The following is an 18,390-nucleotide window of genomic DNA, read 5'->3' on the forward strand; positions in this document are numbered from 1 at the left end:
TTGCAGTTACAATGGGGGATCTTGCTTGCGCGGGGCTGATGGTTTGGAACCATGCACAACTTCACGTCGTCACGTCGTTTTCGGCTGACAGAACGAGCGCGCCTTGTCGGTCCAGGCGCCGAAGCCGCTCGACACGAGGTGAGCCACGATGTGACAGACATAGCGCTTCTGCGCCGGCTGGTTGTTGGGGCCGGCATTGTAGCGGGCCACCGCCATGGTCCAGCTGCCCTCGCGCTGCTTCAGCTCTTTCAGGAAGCGCGCGGCATATTCGACGTTCTTGGCGGGATCGAACATAGCGCGCACCGAGACGAACTTGTCGCCGTGATAGTAATGGTTGATCTGCATGCAGCCGAGATCGATCAGCTTGATGCCCTTGCCGCGCATGGCCTGGAAATTTGCGATCGCGTCATCCATGTCCCTGGCGAACACGGTCTGGCCGTCGGCGCCGAGGGCGTAAGGATGCAGCGCGCCGCGGCGGCCGGTCTCGGTGAGACCGACTGCGTAGAGAATGCCGAGCGGAATCCCATGCTGCTGGGCCGCGCGCGCCATCTCGCGCTCGCAGGGGCGCGCGGCGTCGCTGGCCGCGTCCGCGGCGCCGGCATTACAGATAAACAGGGCCGCGACGAAGATGCGGCGCCACGTCCTGGTCATGACGCGTCTCCTGGCTGGGCTGGCGCTCCTGGCGGGCCTGCTTCGCGCCGCTATCGGATTGCCCCGACGACGTCCCTGCGCCACCGAACGCGCCTTGCGATTGCGACGAGGGCTGTTGCTGGCCCGAGAGCTGCGGCTGCGACTGGCCGGAGCCGCTCTGGAATCCATCCAGCGAGCCGTGCTGCACGGGCGCGACGTCGGCGACATAACCCGCCGTCTGCATGAGATCGCGGATCTGGTCGCGCTGCTGATCCAGCATCTGGCTCGTGTCCTTGCGCGCGGCCGCAAGGTGGACGGACACTTCGGTGCCGACGAGACGAAGGCGCACGGTGACGTTGCCGAGCGCGGGCGGCTCGAGATTGATGGTCAGGATCTTGAGCGGCTGATCCGGCGCATTGGCCTGGGATGCTGCGGGATCGGGCGCTGCGGACGCCGCCGGGCCTGCGGAGTCCTTCAGTTCGGCGACGACCGCATTGGCGACTTGTTGCGGGGCGTTGAACTGCGCCGGGGGCAGATGGGTCTCCTGCTGGACCACGGTGACCTTGGTCGTCTCGGGCAACGCGTCGCGCGTCGAGACCTTGGCGGCGCGTTCGACATTGGCGGTGACCGCCTCGAAGCCTGATGTCGCGGGCATGGCTTTGGCGGAAGCCTCGCTGCCTGGCTGTGCGGCTGCGGCTTGCGATGCATCGCCTTGTGCACGCGCGCCGGTCGGAACGACAGCAGACGGCGCGGTATCCGCCGTCGTTGCCTTCGCGATGCCTGTGGCCGCAACTTCGCGCTTCGTCCCGGATGAGCGCTCGTCGCGCGCGGGCACGTCTTTCCTGTCGCCCGACTGCGACGGCATTTGCGGCTTCGCGGCCGATGCGGCAACGAGATCCTGTCCCACGATCGCGGGAGCGTTCGGGCGATTCGAACCGTCTGGCTTCGGATCATGGCCGACCGGGCTTTGCGTCTCCGAGGATTTGTCGGTCGTCTGGTCGCCGGCCTTGAGCAGGTCGGTCGCCTCGGTGCGCTCGTCCGTCTCGTCCTTCGACTTGTCCTTGCCCGCGGGGTGGGCCAGACGCGTGCGCAGCGCTCCGGCCTTCGCGGTCGTATCGCTGCCCTCATCGTTGAGTGCCTGCTTGGCGAGGTTCGAGACGGTGTGGAGCAGATCGTTGAACGACGAGCCCGCCTGCGATTTGGCTCCGGCGTTCTTTGCCGAACGCGACGTGCCGCGGATGTTGAGGCTCTCGGCGAGACCCGAGAAGAGCTGTCCGGAGGTTCCACTGAGCTTGGTCATGGGCGGCGGTCCCTGGTAAGGAGTTCGAGCTCGCCGAGCTGCTTCTGCGCGCGCGCGAGAGTCACGGTCGATGACGCCAGATCGAGACGTGCCGGCGTTGCCGGAGGCTTGTCGGCAGCAGCGGCGGATCCGCCCGGAAACGGCTTGCGAACATCGAGCGCGAGCTGCACCGTGGCATTCAGAAGGGGCACGTCGCGCTCGGGCAGCTTCGACCGGTCGAGTGCCTTCAGCTCGGCCAGACCGCCATCATACTCGTCGGTGAGCGCCCGCGCGGCGCCGCGGAAGAAATGCGCCCGCTCGCGATCCGCCGAGGCGTCGGCGCTGAGCGTCAGCGCCCGCTCGCCGGCAAGCCGCGTCACGGCCATCTGCCCGCGCACCATCGCCGCGCGCGCGATCACGAGATAGAGCTTGAGGCGGCTCGCGCGATCGATCTGCTCGAGTAGCGCTGCGATCCGCGCGAAGCGGCGATCGTCGAGCGCCAGACTCGATTGCGTCAGGCCCGAGGAGAAGCGCTGCCAGAAATCGCCGGCATAGATCGAGTTGCGGTAGTGGCGGATATAGGCCAGCGCCAGGAACTCGAACTTGTCGAAATCCTCCGCCTGCCCCACCAGCAGGATCTCGCGCCGCAACGCCGCCTCCTCCACCAGCGTACCGGGCAGGAGCAGGCGCGCGTCGTCCAGACGCTCGATCGCGAGCGATGCCTCGGAGCGCGCGAACAACGCGCCCTGGACCAGCGCGACCTGTCCGCCGAGGCCGGAGGACAGCGTCCGCGGCTTGACGTCCTTGAGCAGCTCCCGCGCTTCCTCCTGACGGCCCTCGACATAGGCGAGCGCGCCGTTGAACAGCCGCTCGTCGACGTTCATCTTGTCGCGCGGCAGCTTGCGGACGATCTGCGGCGCGCCGCCGCTGAGCAGGTAGATGACCGCAGCCTGGCTGTTCTGCGCATTGCTCCACACGCCCGGATCGGCGGCGAGAAACTTCTCTCCGATCTGCCGGATCAGCGCGACGTGGCTGCCATGCGCGGCGGTGTCACCGTTGGCGATGCCGTCCTGCACGGCCTGCAACGCGCGGACGAGCTCATAGGGCTCGCCCGGCTGGCGCGCGGATTGTGCGAGCGCGTTCGCTGCCGTGAACGGCAGGAGCAGCACGGCGGCGCAGAGGAGCGGCCTGATCAAGGGCGCTTCTCACGAATCAGGATCTCGATCCGGCGGTTCTGCGCGGCCGCCGGATCGTTCGGAAGCTTCGGCCGGCGGTCGGCATAGCCTTCGACATGCTCGATCCGCAGCGCGTCGACGCCGGAGCGAACCAGCATGTAATAGGCCATCTGCGCGCGGGCGGTCGACAGCCGCCAATTGTCGTAAGTCTCAGAACGATACGGTCGATTGTCGGTATGGCCGCGGACGATGATCATGCCCTGGCGCTTTGTCAGCAACGGCCCGATCTTGTCGATCACGCGGATCAGCTCGGGCCGCGGCTCGGCCGAGCCGACCGCGAACATGCCGAAGCTCGCATCGTCGGTCAGGCTGATCAGGAGGCCCTCCTCGACCTGACGCACCTCGGCCGCCGGCCCGGCGCCAGCCTTGATGTCCGAGAGCGCGTCGGCAATCGCGGCCTGAAGCTGCTTGACGGTCGGCTGCTGGGTTTGCGCCGCATCGCGCGGCTCGGACTCCTTCGTCGTATCGTTGGGACGCGCCGGCGCGGCGGCGTTGGCTTGAACGCTCGCCTGAACGGTGGCCTGGGCGCTGCCCTCGCGCGGGGCCTGCGCCGGCGCGGGCCCCGGCGGCAACAGCGGCGACAGGTTTGCGGACGACGCATCCGCGTTCGGCGCCAGGCTTCCGCCGGCATCGTCCGCCTTGGCACGACGCGGCTGCGGCTCGCCCTGATTTGTGCCTGAGGCGCCGTCGCGCGCGGAGGCATTCGGCTTGGGCTCGCTCTCGATCATGCGATCGGCGTCCTTGGATGCTTGCGGCGCCAGCTTCCAATAGCCGGGGTCGAAGGGATCGCGGTAGGCATCGCCGCCCTTGAGACCATCCTCTTCGGCGGACGTCAGCGCGCCGGCGCGCCGCTGTCCCGTGGACTGGTTCGCGCTGTTCGCGATCTCGGAGAGCGTCGCATAGGGATCACGGAACAGGACTTTCTCTTCATAGGAGGCCGGCTTCTCCGCCGTCGGCGAGTCGCCGCGACGTTCCTCGTTCGAGCCGGCCGGCTGACGCTTGCCGTCCTGACCTTCGAACGAGGTCGGCTCCTTCTTGGAAAGATTCTTCAGGCCCTTCGGCGCGGGGGCATTTTCCGCGAGCTGGATCGGATTGAAATAGCTCGCGACGACCTGCTTCTGATCCTGGTTGAGCGCGTTGAGCAGCCACATGACCAGGAAGAACGCCATCATCGCGGTCATGAAGTCCGCATAGGCGATCTTCCATACGCCGCCGTGATGCGCCTCCTCGGCGAAGGCGCTGCGCCGGCGGACAATCACGAGTTCATGCTTGACCTCTTCCATGACGGGCTACCGGCGTGCTTCCTTCAGGCGTTCGCTCCAGGCCGTGATCTGCGTCTCGATCACGGTCTGGTCGGCCACGACGCGAACCTCCAAGGTGTCGGCCGCCTCGTACTCGATGCCGGTGCGCCTGGACGCCTCGAGCTGCGTCTTCACGAGGTCGAGCAGCTCGCTCGGACCGGTGACCTTGAACGCCGGCACCGACGAGTTGCCGGTCAGCGCTGCGATCTGCTCGACCAGCGATCCGATCGCCTTGTCGCGGACCGCCTCGGTGAGGAACGGCAGTAATATCCGCGCCACGGAGCTTGCGATGTTGGTCTCGATCTCGCGGCAAGCCGTCTCGAAGCCGCTGACGATCGCGACCGCCTGCTGGTCGGACCATTTGGCGCGCTCTTCGCCGAGCCGGATCGCGCTGCGGACACGCTCCTCGGCAAGCCTGGCGTCGCCTTCCGCGACGCCGGCCGCGTGGCCGCGGCGGTAGGCGTCGTCCAGGACATTGGCCGGCGGGGCTTCCGCCCTCGGTGCCGGAGACGGCGACTGCGGCAGTGGCTGCGAATGGGCCTGGGGCTGCGGCGAAGGCTCGCGCATGATCTCCTTCGGCCTCGTCAGCACGTCCTGGATCCTGGGCGGCGGAGGCGGCGGTGATTTGACCCGGCCGTTCGCGTCGAACTGCGTCAGGAATTTTCCGATTGCCGCGTTCATGCCGCCTCCTCGCGTCGCATCCAGTCTTTAAGGATCGCTGCGGCCTGCGCCTGGTCGAGCCGGACGATCTGCTCCAGTCGCTTCTGCGGCGTTCGCTGCATCTTGCCTTCGAGATCTTCGACGAGATTGAGCTCGGGGTCCTGACTCTCGGCCAATGCAAGGGCCGCAGCAGCCTCGATCTCAGCGGCCTCGGCCGCCTCCACCTGCTCCTGCTCCGCGCGATGGGTCAGAATGCCGTTGACCGCCGGCCGCAGGCCGAACCAGACCAGCATCGACGCAACGGCCAGGATCGTCACCGCGTTGATGACGCTGCCGAGCTGCTTGTTGATCATCTCGACGAAGCTGATCGGCGGCACCGGCGCCAGCTCGCGCGAGCCCTCGATGAAGTCGACGGCCGTCACCTGGATCTGGTCGCCGCGCTGCTTGTCCAGTCCGCCGGCCGTCGCGGCGAGCTGGCTGATCTCGGCGAGCTTGCTGTCGACGATGGCCTGGTTGCTCTTGTCGCCGAGATCGGCGACCAGCCGCGCCCGATTGACCAGGACGGCGATGAAGAGCTTCTTCACCGCATAGCCGTCGCTCACCGTCGTCGTGGTCTTGGACGAGACCTCGAAGTTGGTGACGTCCTCGCGCCGGGTCTTGTCCTCGCTGGAGTTCTTGCCGCCGCCGGCGTTGACCTGCTGATCGGGAAGGTTCTGCTGCACCGTGGTCGGCGTCGAACGGTCGGCGTTCTGCGAAGATTCCTTCTCGCGCACGTTCCGCACCGAACGCTCGGCCCGGCTCTCCGGATCGTAGACGGTCTCGTTGATCTGCCGCTTGTCTGTGGAGAGCTGCGGCGCGACGCTGACCTCGAAATTGTCGAGGCCCAGATAGGGCGTCAGCGCCTTGCGGATGTTCTCCTGCACCATGCCGCCGACCGTCTTCTGCAGGCTCGCCATCTTGGTCGGGGCGGCGCTCGCCTCGTCCTCTTCGGCGAGCAGCATCGAACCGTCGGCGTCCAGCACCGTCACCTTGTCGCGGTTCATGCCTGGAATGGCGGCGGCGACGAGATGGCGGATCGACTGCGCCGTGCGGGCCTCGATCGCGCCGTCGGTGCGCAGCACGACCGATGCGGATGGCGGCTGCTGCGTCGCGCGAAACGAGCCGCGCACCGGCAGCACGATATGCACCCGCGCCGCCTTGACGCCCTTCATCAACTGCACCGTGCGCGCGATCTCGCCTTCCAGCGCCCGGAGCTTGGTGACCTCCTGCATGAACGAGGTCAGGCCGAGCGAGCCGATCTTGTCGAACAGCTCGTAGCCGGAATTGGCGCTGGTCGGCAGCCCCTTCTCGGCCAGCAGCATCCGCGCCTGCATGGTCTGGCTCGGGCGCACCGAGAGCGCGTCGCCGGCCGTATTGACGTCGAAGGTGATGTTCTGCTCGCGCAGCGCGGCGCCCATGCGCGTCACGTCTTCGCGGGTGAGGCCGGTATAGAGCGTCTCGAATTCAGGCCGGCTCAGATAGTACGCGCCGCCGACGACGGTCACGAGAACGGCAAAACCGATCAGGCCCAGGGCCATCAGGCGTCGCGGCCCAAGCTCCAGCAGATTGTTGAGCAGTTGCTGTACCTGCGCACGACTGAGCATATGACCTCGTACCAATGCGGACGTACGGGACACTCCGCTGCCAACCTTGTCTGAAGGTTGCGCGAGGACACGAATGTGTCAGTTCGCAGGCGAGGCGTTGCAATTTTACAAGAAGGCCTATTTTACGAGAAGGCCTATTTTACGAGAAGCCCTGGCGACGCAATCCGGTCGGCGGCAATGCACGCCGGGACGCATGGCCGCACAATCGGCCGCGGCGTGTCGCATGAAATTCAACGTCGGGAGATCGATTGCGGACGTCTTGTGCCGCCACGTCCGCCGGTCACGGCGGGGACCGTGCTCCCTGAGGGAGCACGGTCGTTTTCGAAAGCGCCGCTTAGCCGCGGAACAGCGACAGGATGCTCTGGCTGTTCTGGTTGGCGATCGAGAGCGCCTGAACGCCGAGCTGCTGCTGGGTCTGCAGCGCCTGGAGCCGGGTCGATTCCGCGTTCATGTCGGCGTCGACGAGCTGGCCGATACCACGATCCACCGAGTCCATCAGCGACTTCACGAACTCAGTGTTGTTCGAGATGCGGTTCTTGATGGCACCGAGGTTGGCGGCGGACTGGCTGACCGTGTTGATCGCGGTGGTGACCTGCGCGATGTAGCCGTCGAGGATGGTCTGGTCGGCCGTCGAGTCGGTCAGCGCACCGATGCCGATGGTGTTGACCGACGCGCTGCCGGTCACCGTGTCCAGGATGCCGCCAGTGGTCGCGGTGTAGAGCGAGTAGTTGGCGACCGTCACCGTGATGGTGTTGATCGTCGGCGTGCCGCCGACGCGCGAGAACGACGACACCAGGTTGACGGTGGTCGGCGTGGACGCGTTGGTGCTCAGCCAGTTGACGCCGTTGAACGTCGCCGCGTTGGCCACGTTCTTCATGTCCTGCTGGATCTGGGTGATTTCAGCCTGGATCTTGGTGCGGTCGATGCCGGCGGTCTTGGCTTCGACCAGCAGCGCCTGGAGCTTGGTCAGGCCGGAGTTCTGGTCGCCGATGACCTTGTTCAGAGCGGTGTATTCGGTGTCGACCGTCGCAGCCGACAGACCGAGCGAGTCGGAGACGGCCGAGAGCGCGGCGTTGTCGGCGCGCATCGAGGTCGCGATCGACCAATAGGCCGAGTTGTCCGAAGCGGTCGAGACGCGCTGGCCGGTGGAGATCCGGTTTTCGGTGGTCTGGAGGCTGGCGCTGACATTCCGGAGGGTCTGGAGCGCAGTCATTGCGGCGGAGTTGGTAAGCAGGCTGGAAGCCATCTTCGATGTCCCTTTGAAAACAGAATGGATGGGGACATACCGGGCTTGCACCGGTACGACAGGGCGGCATCATGCCTTTGGGCTGCGGAAATGCGCGTAAACCCAATCCGTCGTAGCGGCCAGACTAGCCAGCGAAGCTTGTGCGGGGCTTGTGGCGCTGTGCCCCCGCTGCAACAGGGCAGCCGAAATCGCGGTGCGCGCGTCAGGCAAACGAAAGGGCCGCGCTTCGCAAGAAGCGCGGCCCTCCCGAGATCGTCGAAGGCTTAGCGGAACAGCGACAGGATGCTCTGACTGTTGTTGTTGGCGATCGAGAGCGCCTGAACGCCGAGCTGCTGCTGGACCTGGAGGGCCGCCAGGCGGGTGGACTCCTGGTTCATGTCGGCGTCGACGAGCTGGCCGATACCGCGATCCACCGAGTCCATCAGCGACTTCACGAACTCCGAGTTGTTCGAGATACGGTTCTTGATGGCGCCGAGGTTGGCGGCGCCCGAAGACACCGTGCCGATCGCTGCGGTGACCTTCGCGATGTAACCATCGAGAATGGTCTGGTCAGCAGCCGAGTCGGTCAGCGCACCGATGTTGAGGCTGTCGACCGACGCGCTGCCGCTCACCGTGTCGAGGATGCCGCCCGTGCTCGAGGTGTAGAGCGAGTAGTTGGCGACGGTCACCGTGATCGAGCTGGTGGTCGGCGTGGAGCCGACACGCGAGAACGACGACACGAGATTGACGGTCGTCGGCGTGGAGGCGTTGGTGCTCAGCCAGTTGACGCCGTTGAAGGTCGCCGCGCTGGCGACGTTCTTCATGTCCTGCTGAATCTGGGTGATTTCCGACTGGATCTTGCTGCGATCGATACCGGCGGTCTTGGCTTCGACCAGCAGCGACTGGAGCTTGGTCAGGCCGGAGTTGCTGTCGCCGAGGACCTTGTTCAGAGCGGTGTACTCGGTGTCGACGGTCGCGGCCGACAGACCGAGCGAGTCGGAGACGGCGGAGAGCGCGGCGTTGTCGGCGCGCATCGAGGTCGCGATCGACCAGTAGGCGGCGTTGTCCGCGGCGGTAGCCACGCGCTGGCCGGTGGAGATCCGGCTCTGCGTGGTGGAGAGTTGCGAGCTGACAGACCGCAAGGTCTGGAGCGCGGTCATGGCGGACGAGTTCGTGAGCAGGCTTGACATTGCGAATGTCCCTTTATGTACGCGTTACATTTTCATCAGGGGACATACCGGACTTGCACCGGTACGGAGGGGCGGCATCATGCCTTTGGACTGATGTGGGTGAGGTCCAACCCGCCGTGACGCCTTGCTAACACGTCGAATCTTGCCGGCGGATTAAGAACGGCTTGAATTCTTCAGCAATATCAGATGGTTAATATTACCCAACGCTAACCATAGCGCGGTACTTTTCGCTAACCATGACGGGGCGCCAGGCGATCGCCGCGGTTACGAGAACGAGCGCACCAGTCCGGAGGCGAGCAGATTCCAGCCGTCGATCAGCACGAAGAACAGCATCTTGAACGGCAGCGCCAGGATCGTCGGCGGCATCATCATCATGCCCATCGACATCGTCAGCGTCGCCACGATCATGTCGATGACGAGGAACGGCAGGATGATGAGAAATCCGATCTCGAACGAACGCCTCAGCTCGGAGATCATGAAGGCCGGAATGATGACGCGCAAATCGACGCGCTTGTCGTCGAACTTCTTGCGAAAGCTCTCGGCGGCGAGCGACTCGAAGGTCTGCAGATCCTTGTCGCGGACATGGGCCAGCATGAACTCGCGGAACGGATCGGTGATCTTCAGATAGGCCTGCTCTTCCGAGATTTCGTTCTTCATCAGCGGCTGGACGCCGGTCTCCCAGGCGCGATCGAAGGTCGGCGCCATCACGTAGAAGGTCATGAACAGCGCGAGGCTGATCAGCACCAGGTTGGCCGGCGTGGTCTGCAGGCCGAGCCCGGCGCGCAGGAACGACAGCGCCACCGCAAATCGCGTGAAGCTCGTCACCATGATGAGCAGTCCCGGCGCCACCGACAGCACCGTGATCAGCGCCATCAGCTGGATGATCCGGCCGCTGGTCGAGCCGTTTCCGGGTGGCAGCAGCGAGTTGAGGTCCGGTATCTGGGCGAGCGCCACTTCGGGCAGCACGACCAGAACCAACGCGAGCAGCAGGATTTTCACTCTCACTGAATCACCAGGGTCTCAATGATCAATTCGCGCACCTTGCCCGACGAACGGATACTGGCGCGCTCGGTCAGGTCGTCGCGCAGATGCTGAAGCCCGCGCGATCCCTCGAATTGCGTCACCGTCGCCGACCGCAGATAGGTGACGATGTCCTCGCTGATGTGGGCGGCCAGGATGCCGGCATCCTCGTCGCTCATGCTCTCGGTCACCATGGAGGCTTCGATGCGGGCCCAGTTGTTGGCCGGCGCGGCGAGATTGGTCACGATCGGGGACAACTTCCTGAGCCGCGCGCTGCCGGCGTAGCTCGAGGCAAGCGGCGGCGGCGTGGCGGTCTTCTTCGCGTCGGCGACGCGCTCGGCGGCCGCGAACAGATGCAGCCCGGCCAGCGCGCCCGCACCGATCGCGACAAGGGTCAGCGCCACGATGGCCGCAATCAGGCGCATCACGTCCCCTGCCCTCGCGACGCGGCCAGACCGGCGCGGACTTCAGAATGGTGCCACGGCGTCATAGATCCGATGTCCCCATCCAGGCTGCTGCACGTCGGACAGATTCCCGCGACCGCCATAGGACACGCGGGCCTCGGCGATCTTCTCGTAGGAGATCGTGTTGGTGCGCGAGATGTCGCGCGGCCGCACGATGCCGCCGACGTTGAGCACGCGCATCTCCGTATTGACGCGAAACTCCTGCGAGCCGCTGATCATCATATTGCCGTTCGGCAACACGTCGGTGACGATGGCCGCGATCGAGAGCTTGATATCCTCGGTGCGATCGATCTGGCCGTTGCCCTTGATCTGGGTGTTGGTGCTGAGATTGGCGTTGGTCGATCCCTTGTCGCTCCACCCTGCGACGTCCATCAGCCAATCGAGGCCGAACTTGACCTGCGAGTCGCGCGAGCGGCCGGTCTTGTTGTCGAGCTTGGCCTTGTCCTGCATCGAGATGATCACCGTCACGACGTCGCCGGTGCGCCGGGCGCGGGGATCGCGGTAGAGATCGGTGCCGTCGTCCCAGGTCGAGCGATAGCTGACCGGCGTGCGCATGCGCGGCGTCACCGGAATCGGATCGGCCTGGGTCCGGAGGCCGCTGCCGACCGGCGACATTTGCGGGCCGGTCAGGACCTCGGACGGATCATGGAAGCATCCGGCCAAGGGCACGGACGCCAGCATGAGCGAGAGGATGAGGATCGGCTTCTTCATCTATTTGGTCTTTCCGTCATCCACGCGACGCATTCCGCCAAGCAGGTCGGCCAGGTGCGCCGCGCGTGCCGTATCCATCTCGTTGAAGATCGCGCTCGAGTTCCTCGGGCTGAGCTTGGCGAGCACGGCGGCGGCGGTCTCGTCCGCCATGCCGGCAATCTGGGTCGCCGCAGCTTCGGGCTTCATGCGCGAATAGATCTCGACGACGCTGGCTTCGGCCTTCTTCAGGAAGTCGTCGCGTAGCGCCATCCACTTCTCGTATTCGACCCGCTTGGCCTCGACCTCGGCGATCCGCTCGCGGAGCAGGCTCTCGGCCTTCTCCAGCTCCTTGATCTGCCAGGCCAGCCTTGCATCGACGGCGGGATCGGCGACGTTGCTGCAGAACAGGGCGACTTCGTTGTCCGCGGATACCGCGGCCTGTGGCGGCGCAGGTTTCGGCGGTGCCGTGACGCTGCCGGGCTTGGCTGGACGTGCCGGTGCAACTGCAGGTGCGGTCGCTGGCGTCTCGGAAGCGGGCACCGCGCCAGTGGTCGCAGGTCCCTGGTCTTCGGCCGCCCAGGCCGTCGCCCGGATCGACGCATTGTCGCCTGGCCCCGCCGTGACCGGCTGCGGCTTCTGCGGGCCGGGGGCGCGGGCGCGCGCGAAGGAGAGCAGGTTGAGCGGCTTCGTCGGCTTGGCCTCGTCCAGGGCCAGCACGGGCGACGCGCCCGCGAACACTGAGGCCGCGACCAGCAGGAGGAGTTTGGCTTTGTGATCCAGCTTCAGCATCGGGCCGCGTGCGATTCTCGGTCGAGACACGAGCATTGAGCGACCAAGCTTGCACGACGCTTGCGCATCATTGGACGATGACATCGGCCTGGAGCGCACCAGCCGTCTTGATCGCCTGCAGGATCGCGATGATGCCCGACGGCTTCAGGCCGATCTGGTTCAGCCCGCGCACCAGGCGCTGCAGATCGACCCCGCTGAGGATCGCCACCTGCGATCCGGCCTCGTTGGCCTCGACCACGGTCTGCGGGACCACCACGGTCTGCCCTCGCGAGAACGGCGCCGGCTGCGACACCACGGGCATCTCCGTGACACGAACCGTCAGATTGCCGTGCGTCACGGCAACGGTCGATATCCGCACGTCGCGCCCGATCACGACAGTGCCTGTGCGCTCGTTGATCACCACCCGTGCAGGCGTATCAGGCTCGACCGTCAGTTCGCCGATCTCGGCGAGGAAGCGGACAGGGCCGATGTGGCGCGGCTTCGACAGCACGATGGTGCGGTAGTCGCGCTCGAAGGCGATCTGCGCGCGGTAGCGTCCGCCGGCGTAGCGGTTGATGGCGTCCAGGATGCGTGTTGCGGTGACGAAGTCGGGGTTCTTCAGCTGCAGCACCAGGAACTCCATCTCGTGGAGACTTCCCTGCACCTCGCGCTCGACCAGCGCACCGTTCGGGATGCGCCCGGCCGTCGGTGTACCCTGACTGACGTTCTGCGCCTGGCCTCCGACGCTGTAGCCGGCCACCGTGATCGCGCCCTGCGCCACCGCATAGACGGCGCCGTCCGCCGCGCGCAGCGATGTCATGACCAGCGTACCGCCGAGCAGCGACGTCGCATCGCCGAGCGACGACACGGTCACGTCCATGCGCTCGCCGGGCCCGATCGAGGGCGTCAGGTCCGCAGTCACCATCACGGCCGCGACGTTGCGCGTGCGCAGCGTCGTCGGACGGGTCGGATTGTTGGTGCTCGTGGTCTCGTTCCTGACGTTGATGCCCATGTTCTCGAGCATGGATTGCAGGGACTGCTCCGTGAACGGAGCGTTGCGAAGCGTGTCGCCGGTGCCGTTCAGGCCGATGACGAGGCCGTAGCCGACGATCTGGTTTTCGCGCAGACCCTTGATGTCCGCGATGTCCTTGATGCGGACGGCGGCATGGGCGCTGGCGGCCGAAAGCAGCAGGACGAGCGCAAGCAGGATTCTGGTCATGACCCGTCCACGACCTTCACGGTGCCGTCCGGCTGGACAACGCCCCTGATGATCACCCCGGTATCCGTATTGCGCACCGGGATGAGCGCGCCGGACGCACCCGACTGCATCGCCGAGCCGTAAGTGACGATGGACAGGCCGCTGTCTTCCACCACGACCTTGACCATGGCGCCGCGGGCGACGGTCCAGGGGTCTTCCACCGAGTTGGTTGGAATGGGCTGGCCCGGCAACAGCGCGCGCCGCGCCATGCGGCCGACCAGGACTTGGCGCCCTTCGACGAACATGGCAACGCCGAGCAGGCTCGGCGCGAAGGCGCGCTCGGTGATCATGTCGTCCCGGATCAGCTCGCCGGCGCGGATCGCAACCGCCGGCACGGGAAGCCGCTTCTCCTCGGCCATTGCGAGGCGCGCCGTAGCCAGAACCAGCAGCACGGCGGCCAACCCGCGCACGATCAGGCCCACCCTGTTCAACATCGAGACACCGGAACTAGCGCATGCCCTTCGATACTGTCTGGGCCATTTCGTCCGAGGCCTGGATGACCTTGGCATTCATTTCGTAGGCGCGCTGCGCCGAGATCAACTCGGTGATCTCCTTGACCGGATCGACGTTCGAAGCTTCGAGCCACTTCTGATTGATCTTGCCGTATCCGGAATCGCCCGGCAGGCCGACGACCGGCGTGCCCGACGCCGTGGTCTCCTTGTAGAGATTGCTGCCCAGCGGCTCGAGGCCTGCTTCGTTGGCGAAGTTGGCGAGGTTGAGCTGGCCGATCTGGCGCGGGTTCACCTCGGTATCCAGCTTGGCAAAGACCTGCCCGGTCTGATTGACCGTGACCTCGACCGTGCCCTGCGGCACCGTGATCGCGGGGTCCAGCAGATAGCCGTCGATGGTGACGAGTTGGCCGTTGGCATTGGTGTTGAACGAGCCCGCGCGGGTGTATTGCACCTCGTTGTTCGGACCGAGCACCTGAAACCAGCCGCGACCGTTGATCGCCATATCGTAGGGGTTGCCGGTCTGCGTCAGCGCGCCCTGGATGTGCAGCTTGCGGATCGCCGCCGACTTGACGCCGAGACCGAGATTGGCGCCTTCCGGAATCGGCGAGGAGCCGTTGACGTTCGCGACGCCCTGCATGCGGTCCATCTGGTAGAACAGATCGGTGAACTCGGCGCGCGCACGCTTGTACGACGTCGAATTGATGTTGGCGATATTGTTCGCGATGACTTCGATATTGGTCTGCTGGGCGTTCATGCCCGTGGCCGCAATGGCAAGCGATTTCACAGCTTCATTCCTTCAGATCAAATCGACATCCGGACGACTTCTTGGTAGGCCTGCACGACCTTGTCGCGAACCGCGACCGCCGTCTGCAAGGCCTGCTCGGCCGACATCAGCGCCTCCACGACCTTGCGCGTGGATTCCTTACCCTGCATCGCCGAGATCGACGCCGCTTCGCCTGCCTTGAGCGTCCCGATCGCGTCGGTCGTCACCTGCTTCATCACCGATTCGAACCCGACATCGTCGGTGGACTGAATGGCGGTCGGCGCCGCCGGCGCGATGGCCTGCGCCTCGGTCGCACGGCTCGCCGCTTGCCCTGCGGAACTCGCAGTGGATGAAATTGCCTCAAGCATTGTCAGCTCCTCAAGAGGTCGATGGTCATGCCGAGCATCGACCTCACCTGTTTCACGACCTGGAGATTGGCTTCATAGGACCGGTTGACTTCCCGCATGTCGGCCATCTCGATCATCATGTTGACGTTCGGCAGCTTGACGTAGCCGGCCTTGTCGGCAGCGGGATGTCCCGGGTCGTACTCCACGCGGTACGGCGTGGTGTCGACCCCGATCTCCTTGACCTTCGCCAGCTGCGAGCCCGAGGCACGATCCATCGCAGCATCGAAGGTGATCGTCTTGCGCTGATAGGGATCGGCGCCGGCGGTACGCCCCGTCGAGGTCGCGTTCGCCAAATTCTCCGAGACGATGCGCATACGCGTCGACTGCGCTTCGAGCCCGGAGCTCGCGACCGTCAATGACGCTTGCAGTGAGTCCAGCATCTCAATTCACCTCAGCTCTTCGCGCTCGACAGCAGCATGCGGTGAAACGACCGCACGACTGCCGAGTTCATCGAGTAATCGCGACTGACGTCGCTGCCCTTGATCATTTCCTGCTCGAGGCTGACCGAATTGCCGGAGTGAACCACTTCCCAGCTGTCCTTCTTCGCGGTCGCCCGCGTGTCGGTCTCGGCCGCGGCCAGCTGCATGTGCGACGGCGACGTCGTGGCAAGCCTCACCGGCATGCCGTCGAGCACCTTGTTGAAGGGCTCGACGTCGCGCGCCTTGAAACCGGGCGTGTTGGCGTTAGCGACGTTGGTGGCGATGGTCGACTGGCGGAGCTCGAGGTACCGCGCCTGCGACGATGCGAGTTCGAAGAGATAAAGCGGTCCCACGACAGCCCCGTTCTGGTCCATTCGGGAGAAGCCTAGGGCGTTAAGCTTTCGTCAAGCTGTTGGGCCGGACGTCGTCCTCTGAATTCTACTGGACCTTCTCGGTCCGCGACGCCTGCTTCGACTGGAGGAAGTAGATGATCTCGGCGACGGGGCGGAAGAATTCCGCCGGGATCACCTGATCGACCTGCACCGCCTCGTAGAGTGCGCGCGCCAGCGCCTTGTTCTCGATCACTGGAATCCGGTTCTGCTCGGCGACCTCGCGGATCTTCAGCGCGATCACGTCCATGCCCTTGGCCACCACGAGCGGCGCCGGATTCTCCTCGCGCTTGTAGCGCAACGCGATCGCGAAGTGCGTCGGGTTCGCGATCACCAGCGTCGCGCGCGATGCGGATGCGATCATCCGCTGCCGCGAGCGGTCGCGCGCCAGCGAGCGCAGGCGCGCCTTGATCAGCGGATCGCCTTCCGCCTGCTTGTGCTCGTCCTTGATCTCCTGCTTGGTCATGCGCAGCTGGCGCCGCCAGTGGAAGCGCGCCCAGGCGAGATCGATCGCCACCAGGACGATGGTTGCGATGCAGATCGCCGAGACGATCCGCATCGCGATGTTGAGAATCATCTCCGGCAGCGCAACCGGATCGGTGTACATCGCCTCGAACGCCTTCGCCTCCGACGCGCGCAGCACGAAGGCAACCACGGAGGTCACCGCGGCCAGCTTGAACAGCGACTTGCCGAACTCGACCAGTCCCTGCGTTCCGAACAGCCGGCTCCAGCCGCTGATCGGAGAGATACGCGACAGGTCAGGCTTGATGCGCTCCAGTACCAGGCGCGGCGCGTTTTGCAGCAGCGAGGCGGCGAGCCCGAACGCACCGAGGGTGACGACCAGCGGCACCAGGAAGCGCAGCGCCTCGAGACCGACCACGGTGAGCAGGTTCTGCGCGTCCGCGCCGGTCGAGAGCGGGAAGCCTTCGGGATCGTCCAGGAGGTTCTTCAACGTCGGCGTCAATTGCTGCACGCCCTGGCCGATCAGGAACGCCTGAATGACCATCAGCGCGGCCATCGAGGCGAAAATAGAAGCCTCCCGAGAGACCGGGATCTTGCCCTGTTCGAGCGCATCACGGACTTTCTTCTCGGTCGGCTCTTCTGTCTTGCTCTCCTGATCGGATGATTCTGCCATGCCCGTTCAGCGGTCAGCGGAAGACCAGCTCATCCTCCTGGTCGGGGTTGAGCTCGATTTCGCCCTTCTCCGCGAGGTCGAGCGCCAGGTCGGTGATGACGCGACGCGCCTCCAGCACGTCGCGCTGGTTCGACGGCTCGCCGATGGCGAGCTCGTGCTCGACGACGCGGCGGACGCGCGAAGCGACCGCGGACAGGATCAGTTCGCGGAAATGCTTGTCGGTGCCCTTCAGCGCGACGACGATACGATCGGTCGGCACCTGGTCGAAGATCATGGTGCGCGCCTTCGGCGCCAGGTTGATGACGTCGTCGAAGGTGAACAGCAGCTCCTTCAGCACTTCGGCCGACTTCGGCCGCTTCTCCGACAGGCTCTTCAGCATGTCCTCGATATGTCCGCGCTCCATCTTGTTGATGATGTCGGCGACGCGCGCGTAAGTGTCGGCGCCGAGGTTGCGGGCGAAGTTCAGCGTCAGATCCTCATGCAGGGTCTTCTCGAGCACCCTCATGGCGTCGTCGGCGATCGGCTTGAGGCTGAGCACGCGCCGCATCAGCTCGTTGCGCAGGCTCGATGGCAGCTGGCTCATGACCTTGGCGGCGCAGGCCGGCTTGACCTTGGACAGGATCAGCGCCGCGGTCTGCGGATGCTCCTTGGACAGGTAGCTCGCAAGCGAGTTTTCGGACACGGACGAGACGCGGTCCCATACCGAGCGGCTCGAATTGCCGAGCAGGTCCGTCATGATCGCCGAGACCTGGTCGGCCGGAAGCACGTCGCCAAGCACGGCTTCCAGGCCACCGATGGTGCCGAGAATGTTGGCGCCCATCGAGAACTGCTGGGCGAACTCCTCGACGATCCCCTCGAGCTCCTGCGCCGTGATCGGCCGCAGCTCGGCCGCGGCCTTGGTGACGACGCGGATTTCCTGCGGCTCGAACTGCGAGAGCACGCTCGCGGCCGCCTGCCGGCCCATGGCCAGGAGCAGCGCCGCGACCTTTTCCGTACCGCCCAGCGTGGCAACGCCTCGCTGCTTGACGGGAGCGATGCCGACCTGTGCCGCCATGGTCAGCTGTCACCCTGCCCCAAGGGACCGACGATCTCCGTCAGCGAGACACCGAAGCGGGAATTGTCCTCTTCGACGACGACCACCTCACCGCGGGCGACGATGCGGCCGTTGACGACGACGTCGACGGGCTCGCCGACCCGGTGGTCGAGCGGAACCACCGCGCCACGCCCGAGCTTCATCAGGTTCGCCACCGGAATGGTCGCCGATCCCAGCACCACCTGCATGGTGACCGGAATGCGCAAGATCGCATCGACATTGGCGAACTTGCCGCTCTCCTCCGCCGTGCGCGCGGCGATCTCCGCGAGCCGCTCCAGCGGAGTCGTGTCGGTATGCCCCTCGTCGGCGGCAGGTGCTCGCGTGGCAGAGTCATAGTCGAAGGATTGCGCCATCTGGTATCGCCTCTTG

The 18,390-nt window shown here is 65.5% G+C and carries 21 protein-coding genes; all 21 read right to left on the reverse strand.

The features are described 5' to 3' along the window. Positions 1-69: 69 nt before the first annotated feature. Complete coding sequence (locus IC66_RS0130060) at positions 70-651, reverse strand: transglycosylase SLT domain-containing protein (protein ID WP_028145731.1); 582 nt, start codon at positions 649-651, stop codon at positions 70-72. Continuing rightward, complete coding sequence (gene fliK, locus IC66_RS0130065; protein ID WP_038950152.1) at positions 602-1,930, reverse strand: flagellar hook-length control protein FliK; 1,329 nt, start codon at positions 1,928-1,930, stop codon at positions 602-604. The genes IC66_RS0130060 and fliK overlap by 50 nt, the downstream gene beginning before the upstream one ends. Then, positions 1,927-3,105, reverse strand: coding sequence for a chemotaxis protein (locus IC66_RS0130070; RefSeq protein WP_038950153.1), 1,179 nt, complete (start codon positions 3,103-3,105; stop codon positions 1,927-1,929). Before IC66_RS0130070 ends, fliK begins: the two co-directional genes overlap by 4 nt. Then, positions 3,102-4,427, reverse strand: coding sequence for a MotB family protein (locus IC66_RS0130075; RefSeq protein ID WP_038950154.1), 1,326 nt, complete (start codon positions 4,425-4,427; stop codon positions 3,102-3,104). Before IC66_RS0130075 ends, IC66_RS0130070 begins: the two co-directional genes overlap by 4 nt. Before the next feature lie 6 nt (positions 4,428-4,433). Beyond that, entirely contained in the window at positions 4,434-5,126 is a 693-nt protein-coding gene (locus IC66_RS0130080) for a hypothetical protein (RefSeq protein ID WP_038950155.1), read from the reverse strand. Then, positions 5,123-6,748 carry a flagellar basal-body MS-ring/collar protein FliF gene (fliF, locus tag IC66_RS0130085; protein ID WP_038950157.1) on the reverse strand — a complete coding sequence of 542 codons (1,626 nt, stop codon included), beginning with the start codon at positions 6,746-6,748 and terminating at the stop codon, positions 5,123-5,125. Before fliF ends, IC66_RS0130080 begins: the two co-directional genes overlap by 4 nt. Positions 6,749-7,082: 334 nt before the next feature. Continuing rightward, positions 7,083-7,994 (reverse strand): flagellin N-terminal helical domain-containing protein, encoded by a 912-nt coding sequence (locus tag IC66_RS0130090; RefSeq protein ID WP_028145736.1) that lies wholly within the window; start codon positions 7,992-7,994, stop codon positions 7,083-7,085. Positions 7,995-8,257: 263 nt separating this feature from the next. Continuing rightward, on the reverse strand, positions 8,258-9,163 hold the full coding sequence (locus IC66_RS0130095; RefSeq protein ID WP_028145737.1) for a flagellin N-terminal helical domain-containing protein: 906 nt from the start codon (positions 9,161-9,163) through the stop codon (positions 8,258-8,260). Between the two features lie 264 nt (positions 9,164-9,427). Continuing rightward, positions 9,428-10,168 carry a flagellar type III secretion system pore protein FliP gene (gene fliP / locus IC66_RS0130100; RefSeq protein ID WP_018318447.1) on the reverse strand — a complete coding sequence of 247 codons (741 nt, stop codon included), beginning with the start codon at positions 10,166-10,168 and terminating at the stop codon, positions 9,428-9,430. Next, positions 10,165-10,608, reverse strand: a complete 444-nt coding sequence (locus IC66_RS0130105; protein WP_028145738.1) for a flagellar basal body-associated FliL family protein — start codon at positions 10,606-10,608, stop codon at positions 10,165-10,167. Before IC66_RS0130105 ends, fliP begins: the two co-directional genes overlap by 4 nt. 42 nt (positions 10,609-10,650) lie before the next feature. After that, on the reverse strand, positions 10,651-11,358 hold the full coding sequence (flgH, locus tag IC66_RS0130110) for a flagellar basal body L-ring protein FlgH (RefSeq protein ID WP_028145739.1): 708 nt from the start codon (positions 11,356-11,358) through the stop codon (positions 10,651-10,653). Then, positions 11,359-12,126 carry a MotE family protein gene (locus IC66_RS0130115; protein WP_038950158.1) on the reverse strand — a complete coding sequence of 256 codons (768 nt, stop codon included), beginning with the start codon at positions 12,124-12,126 and terminating at the stop codon, positions 11,359-11,361. Positions 12,127-12,193: 67 nt separating this feature from the next. Then, positions 12,194-13,324 carry a flagellar basal body P-ring protein FlgI gene (gene flgI / locus IC66_RS0130120; RefSeq protein WP_038950160.1) on the reverse strand — a complete coding sequence of 377 codons (1,131 nt, stop codon included), beginning with the start codon at positions 13,322-13,324 and terminating at the stop codon, positions 12,194-12,196. Then, positions 13,321-13,797 carry a flagellar basal body P-ring formation chaperone FlgA gene (flgA, locus tag IC66_RS0130125; RefSeq protein ID WP_038950161.1) on the reverse strand — a complete coding sequence of 159 codons (477 nt, stop codon included), beginning with the start codon at positions 13,795-13,797 and terminating at the stop codon, positions 13,321-13,323. Before flgA ends, flgI begins: the two co-directional genes overlap by 4 nt. Before the next feature lie 13 nt (positions 13,798-13,810). Continuing rightward, complete coding sequence (gene flgG, locus IC66_RS0130130; protein ID WP_038950163.1) at positions 13,811-14,599, reverse strand: flagellar basal-body rod protein FlgG; 789 nt, start codon at positions 14,597-14,599, stop codon at positions 13,811-13,813. 17 nt (positions 14,600-14,616) lie between these two features. Beyond that, on the reverse strand, positions 14,617-14,946 hold the full coding sequence (locus IC66_RS0130135) for a flagellar hook-basal body complex protein FliE (protein WP_038950164.1): 330 nt from the start codon (positions 14,944-14,946) through the stop codon (positions 14,617-14,619). Positions 14,947-14,948: 2 nt separating this feature from the next. After that, a complete protein-coding gene (gene flgC, locus IC66_RS0130140; protein WP_028145745.1) occupies positions 14,949-15,365 on the reverse strand; it encodes a flagellar basal body rod protein FlgC in 417 nt (138 codons plus the stop codon). 11 nt (positions 15,366-15,376) lie between these two features. Further along, complete coding sequence (gene flgB, locus IC66_RS0130145; protein WP_038950165.1) at positions 15,377-15,778, reverse strand: flagellar basal body rod protein FlgB; 402 nt, start codon at positions 15,776-15,778, stop codon at positions 15,377-15,379. A 64-nt stretch (positions 15,779-15,842) separates the two neighbouring features. Continuing rightward, complete coding sequence (gene flhB, locus IC66_RS0130150) at positions 15,843-16,928, reverse strand: flagellar biosynthesis protein FlhB (protein WP_038950166.1); 1,086 nt, start codon at positions 16,926-16,928, stop codon at positions 15,843-15,845. Between the two features lie 13 nt (positions 16,929-16,941). Next, positions 16,942-17,982 carry a flagellar motor switch protein FliG gene (locus tag IC66_RS0130155; protein ID WP_028145748.1) on the reverse strand — a complete coding sequence of 347 codons (1,041 nt, stop codon included), beginning with the start codon at positions 17,980-17,982 and terminating at the stop codon, positions 16,942-16,944. A 2-nt stretch (positions 17,983-17,984) separates the two neighbouring features. Continuing rightward, a complete protein-coding gene (gene fliN / locus IC66_RS0130160) occupies positions 17,985-18,374 on the reverse strand; it encodes a flagellar motor switch protein FliN (protein WP_018318435.1) in 390 nt (129 codons plus the stop codon). Between the last annotated feature and the right edge of the window lie 16 nt (positions 18,375-18,390).

Source organism: Bradyrhizobium genomosp. III (genome assembly GCF_000261705.1).
Taxonomy (GTDB): domain Bacteria; phylum Pseudomonadota; class Alphaproteobacteria; order Rhizobiales; family Xanthobacteraceae; genus Bradyrhizobium; species Bradyrhizobium ottawaense.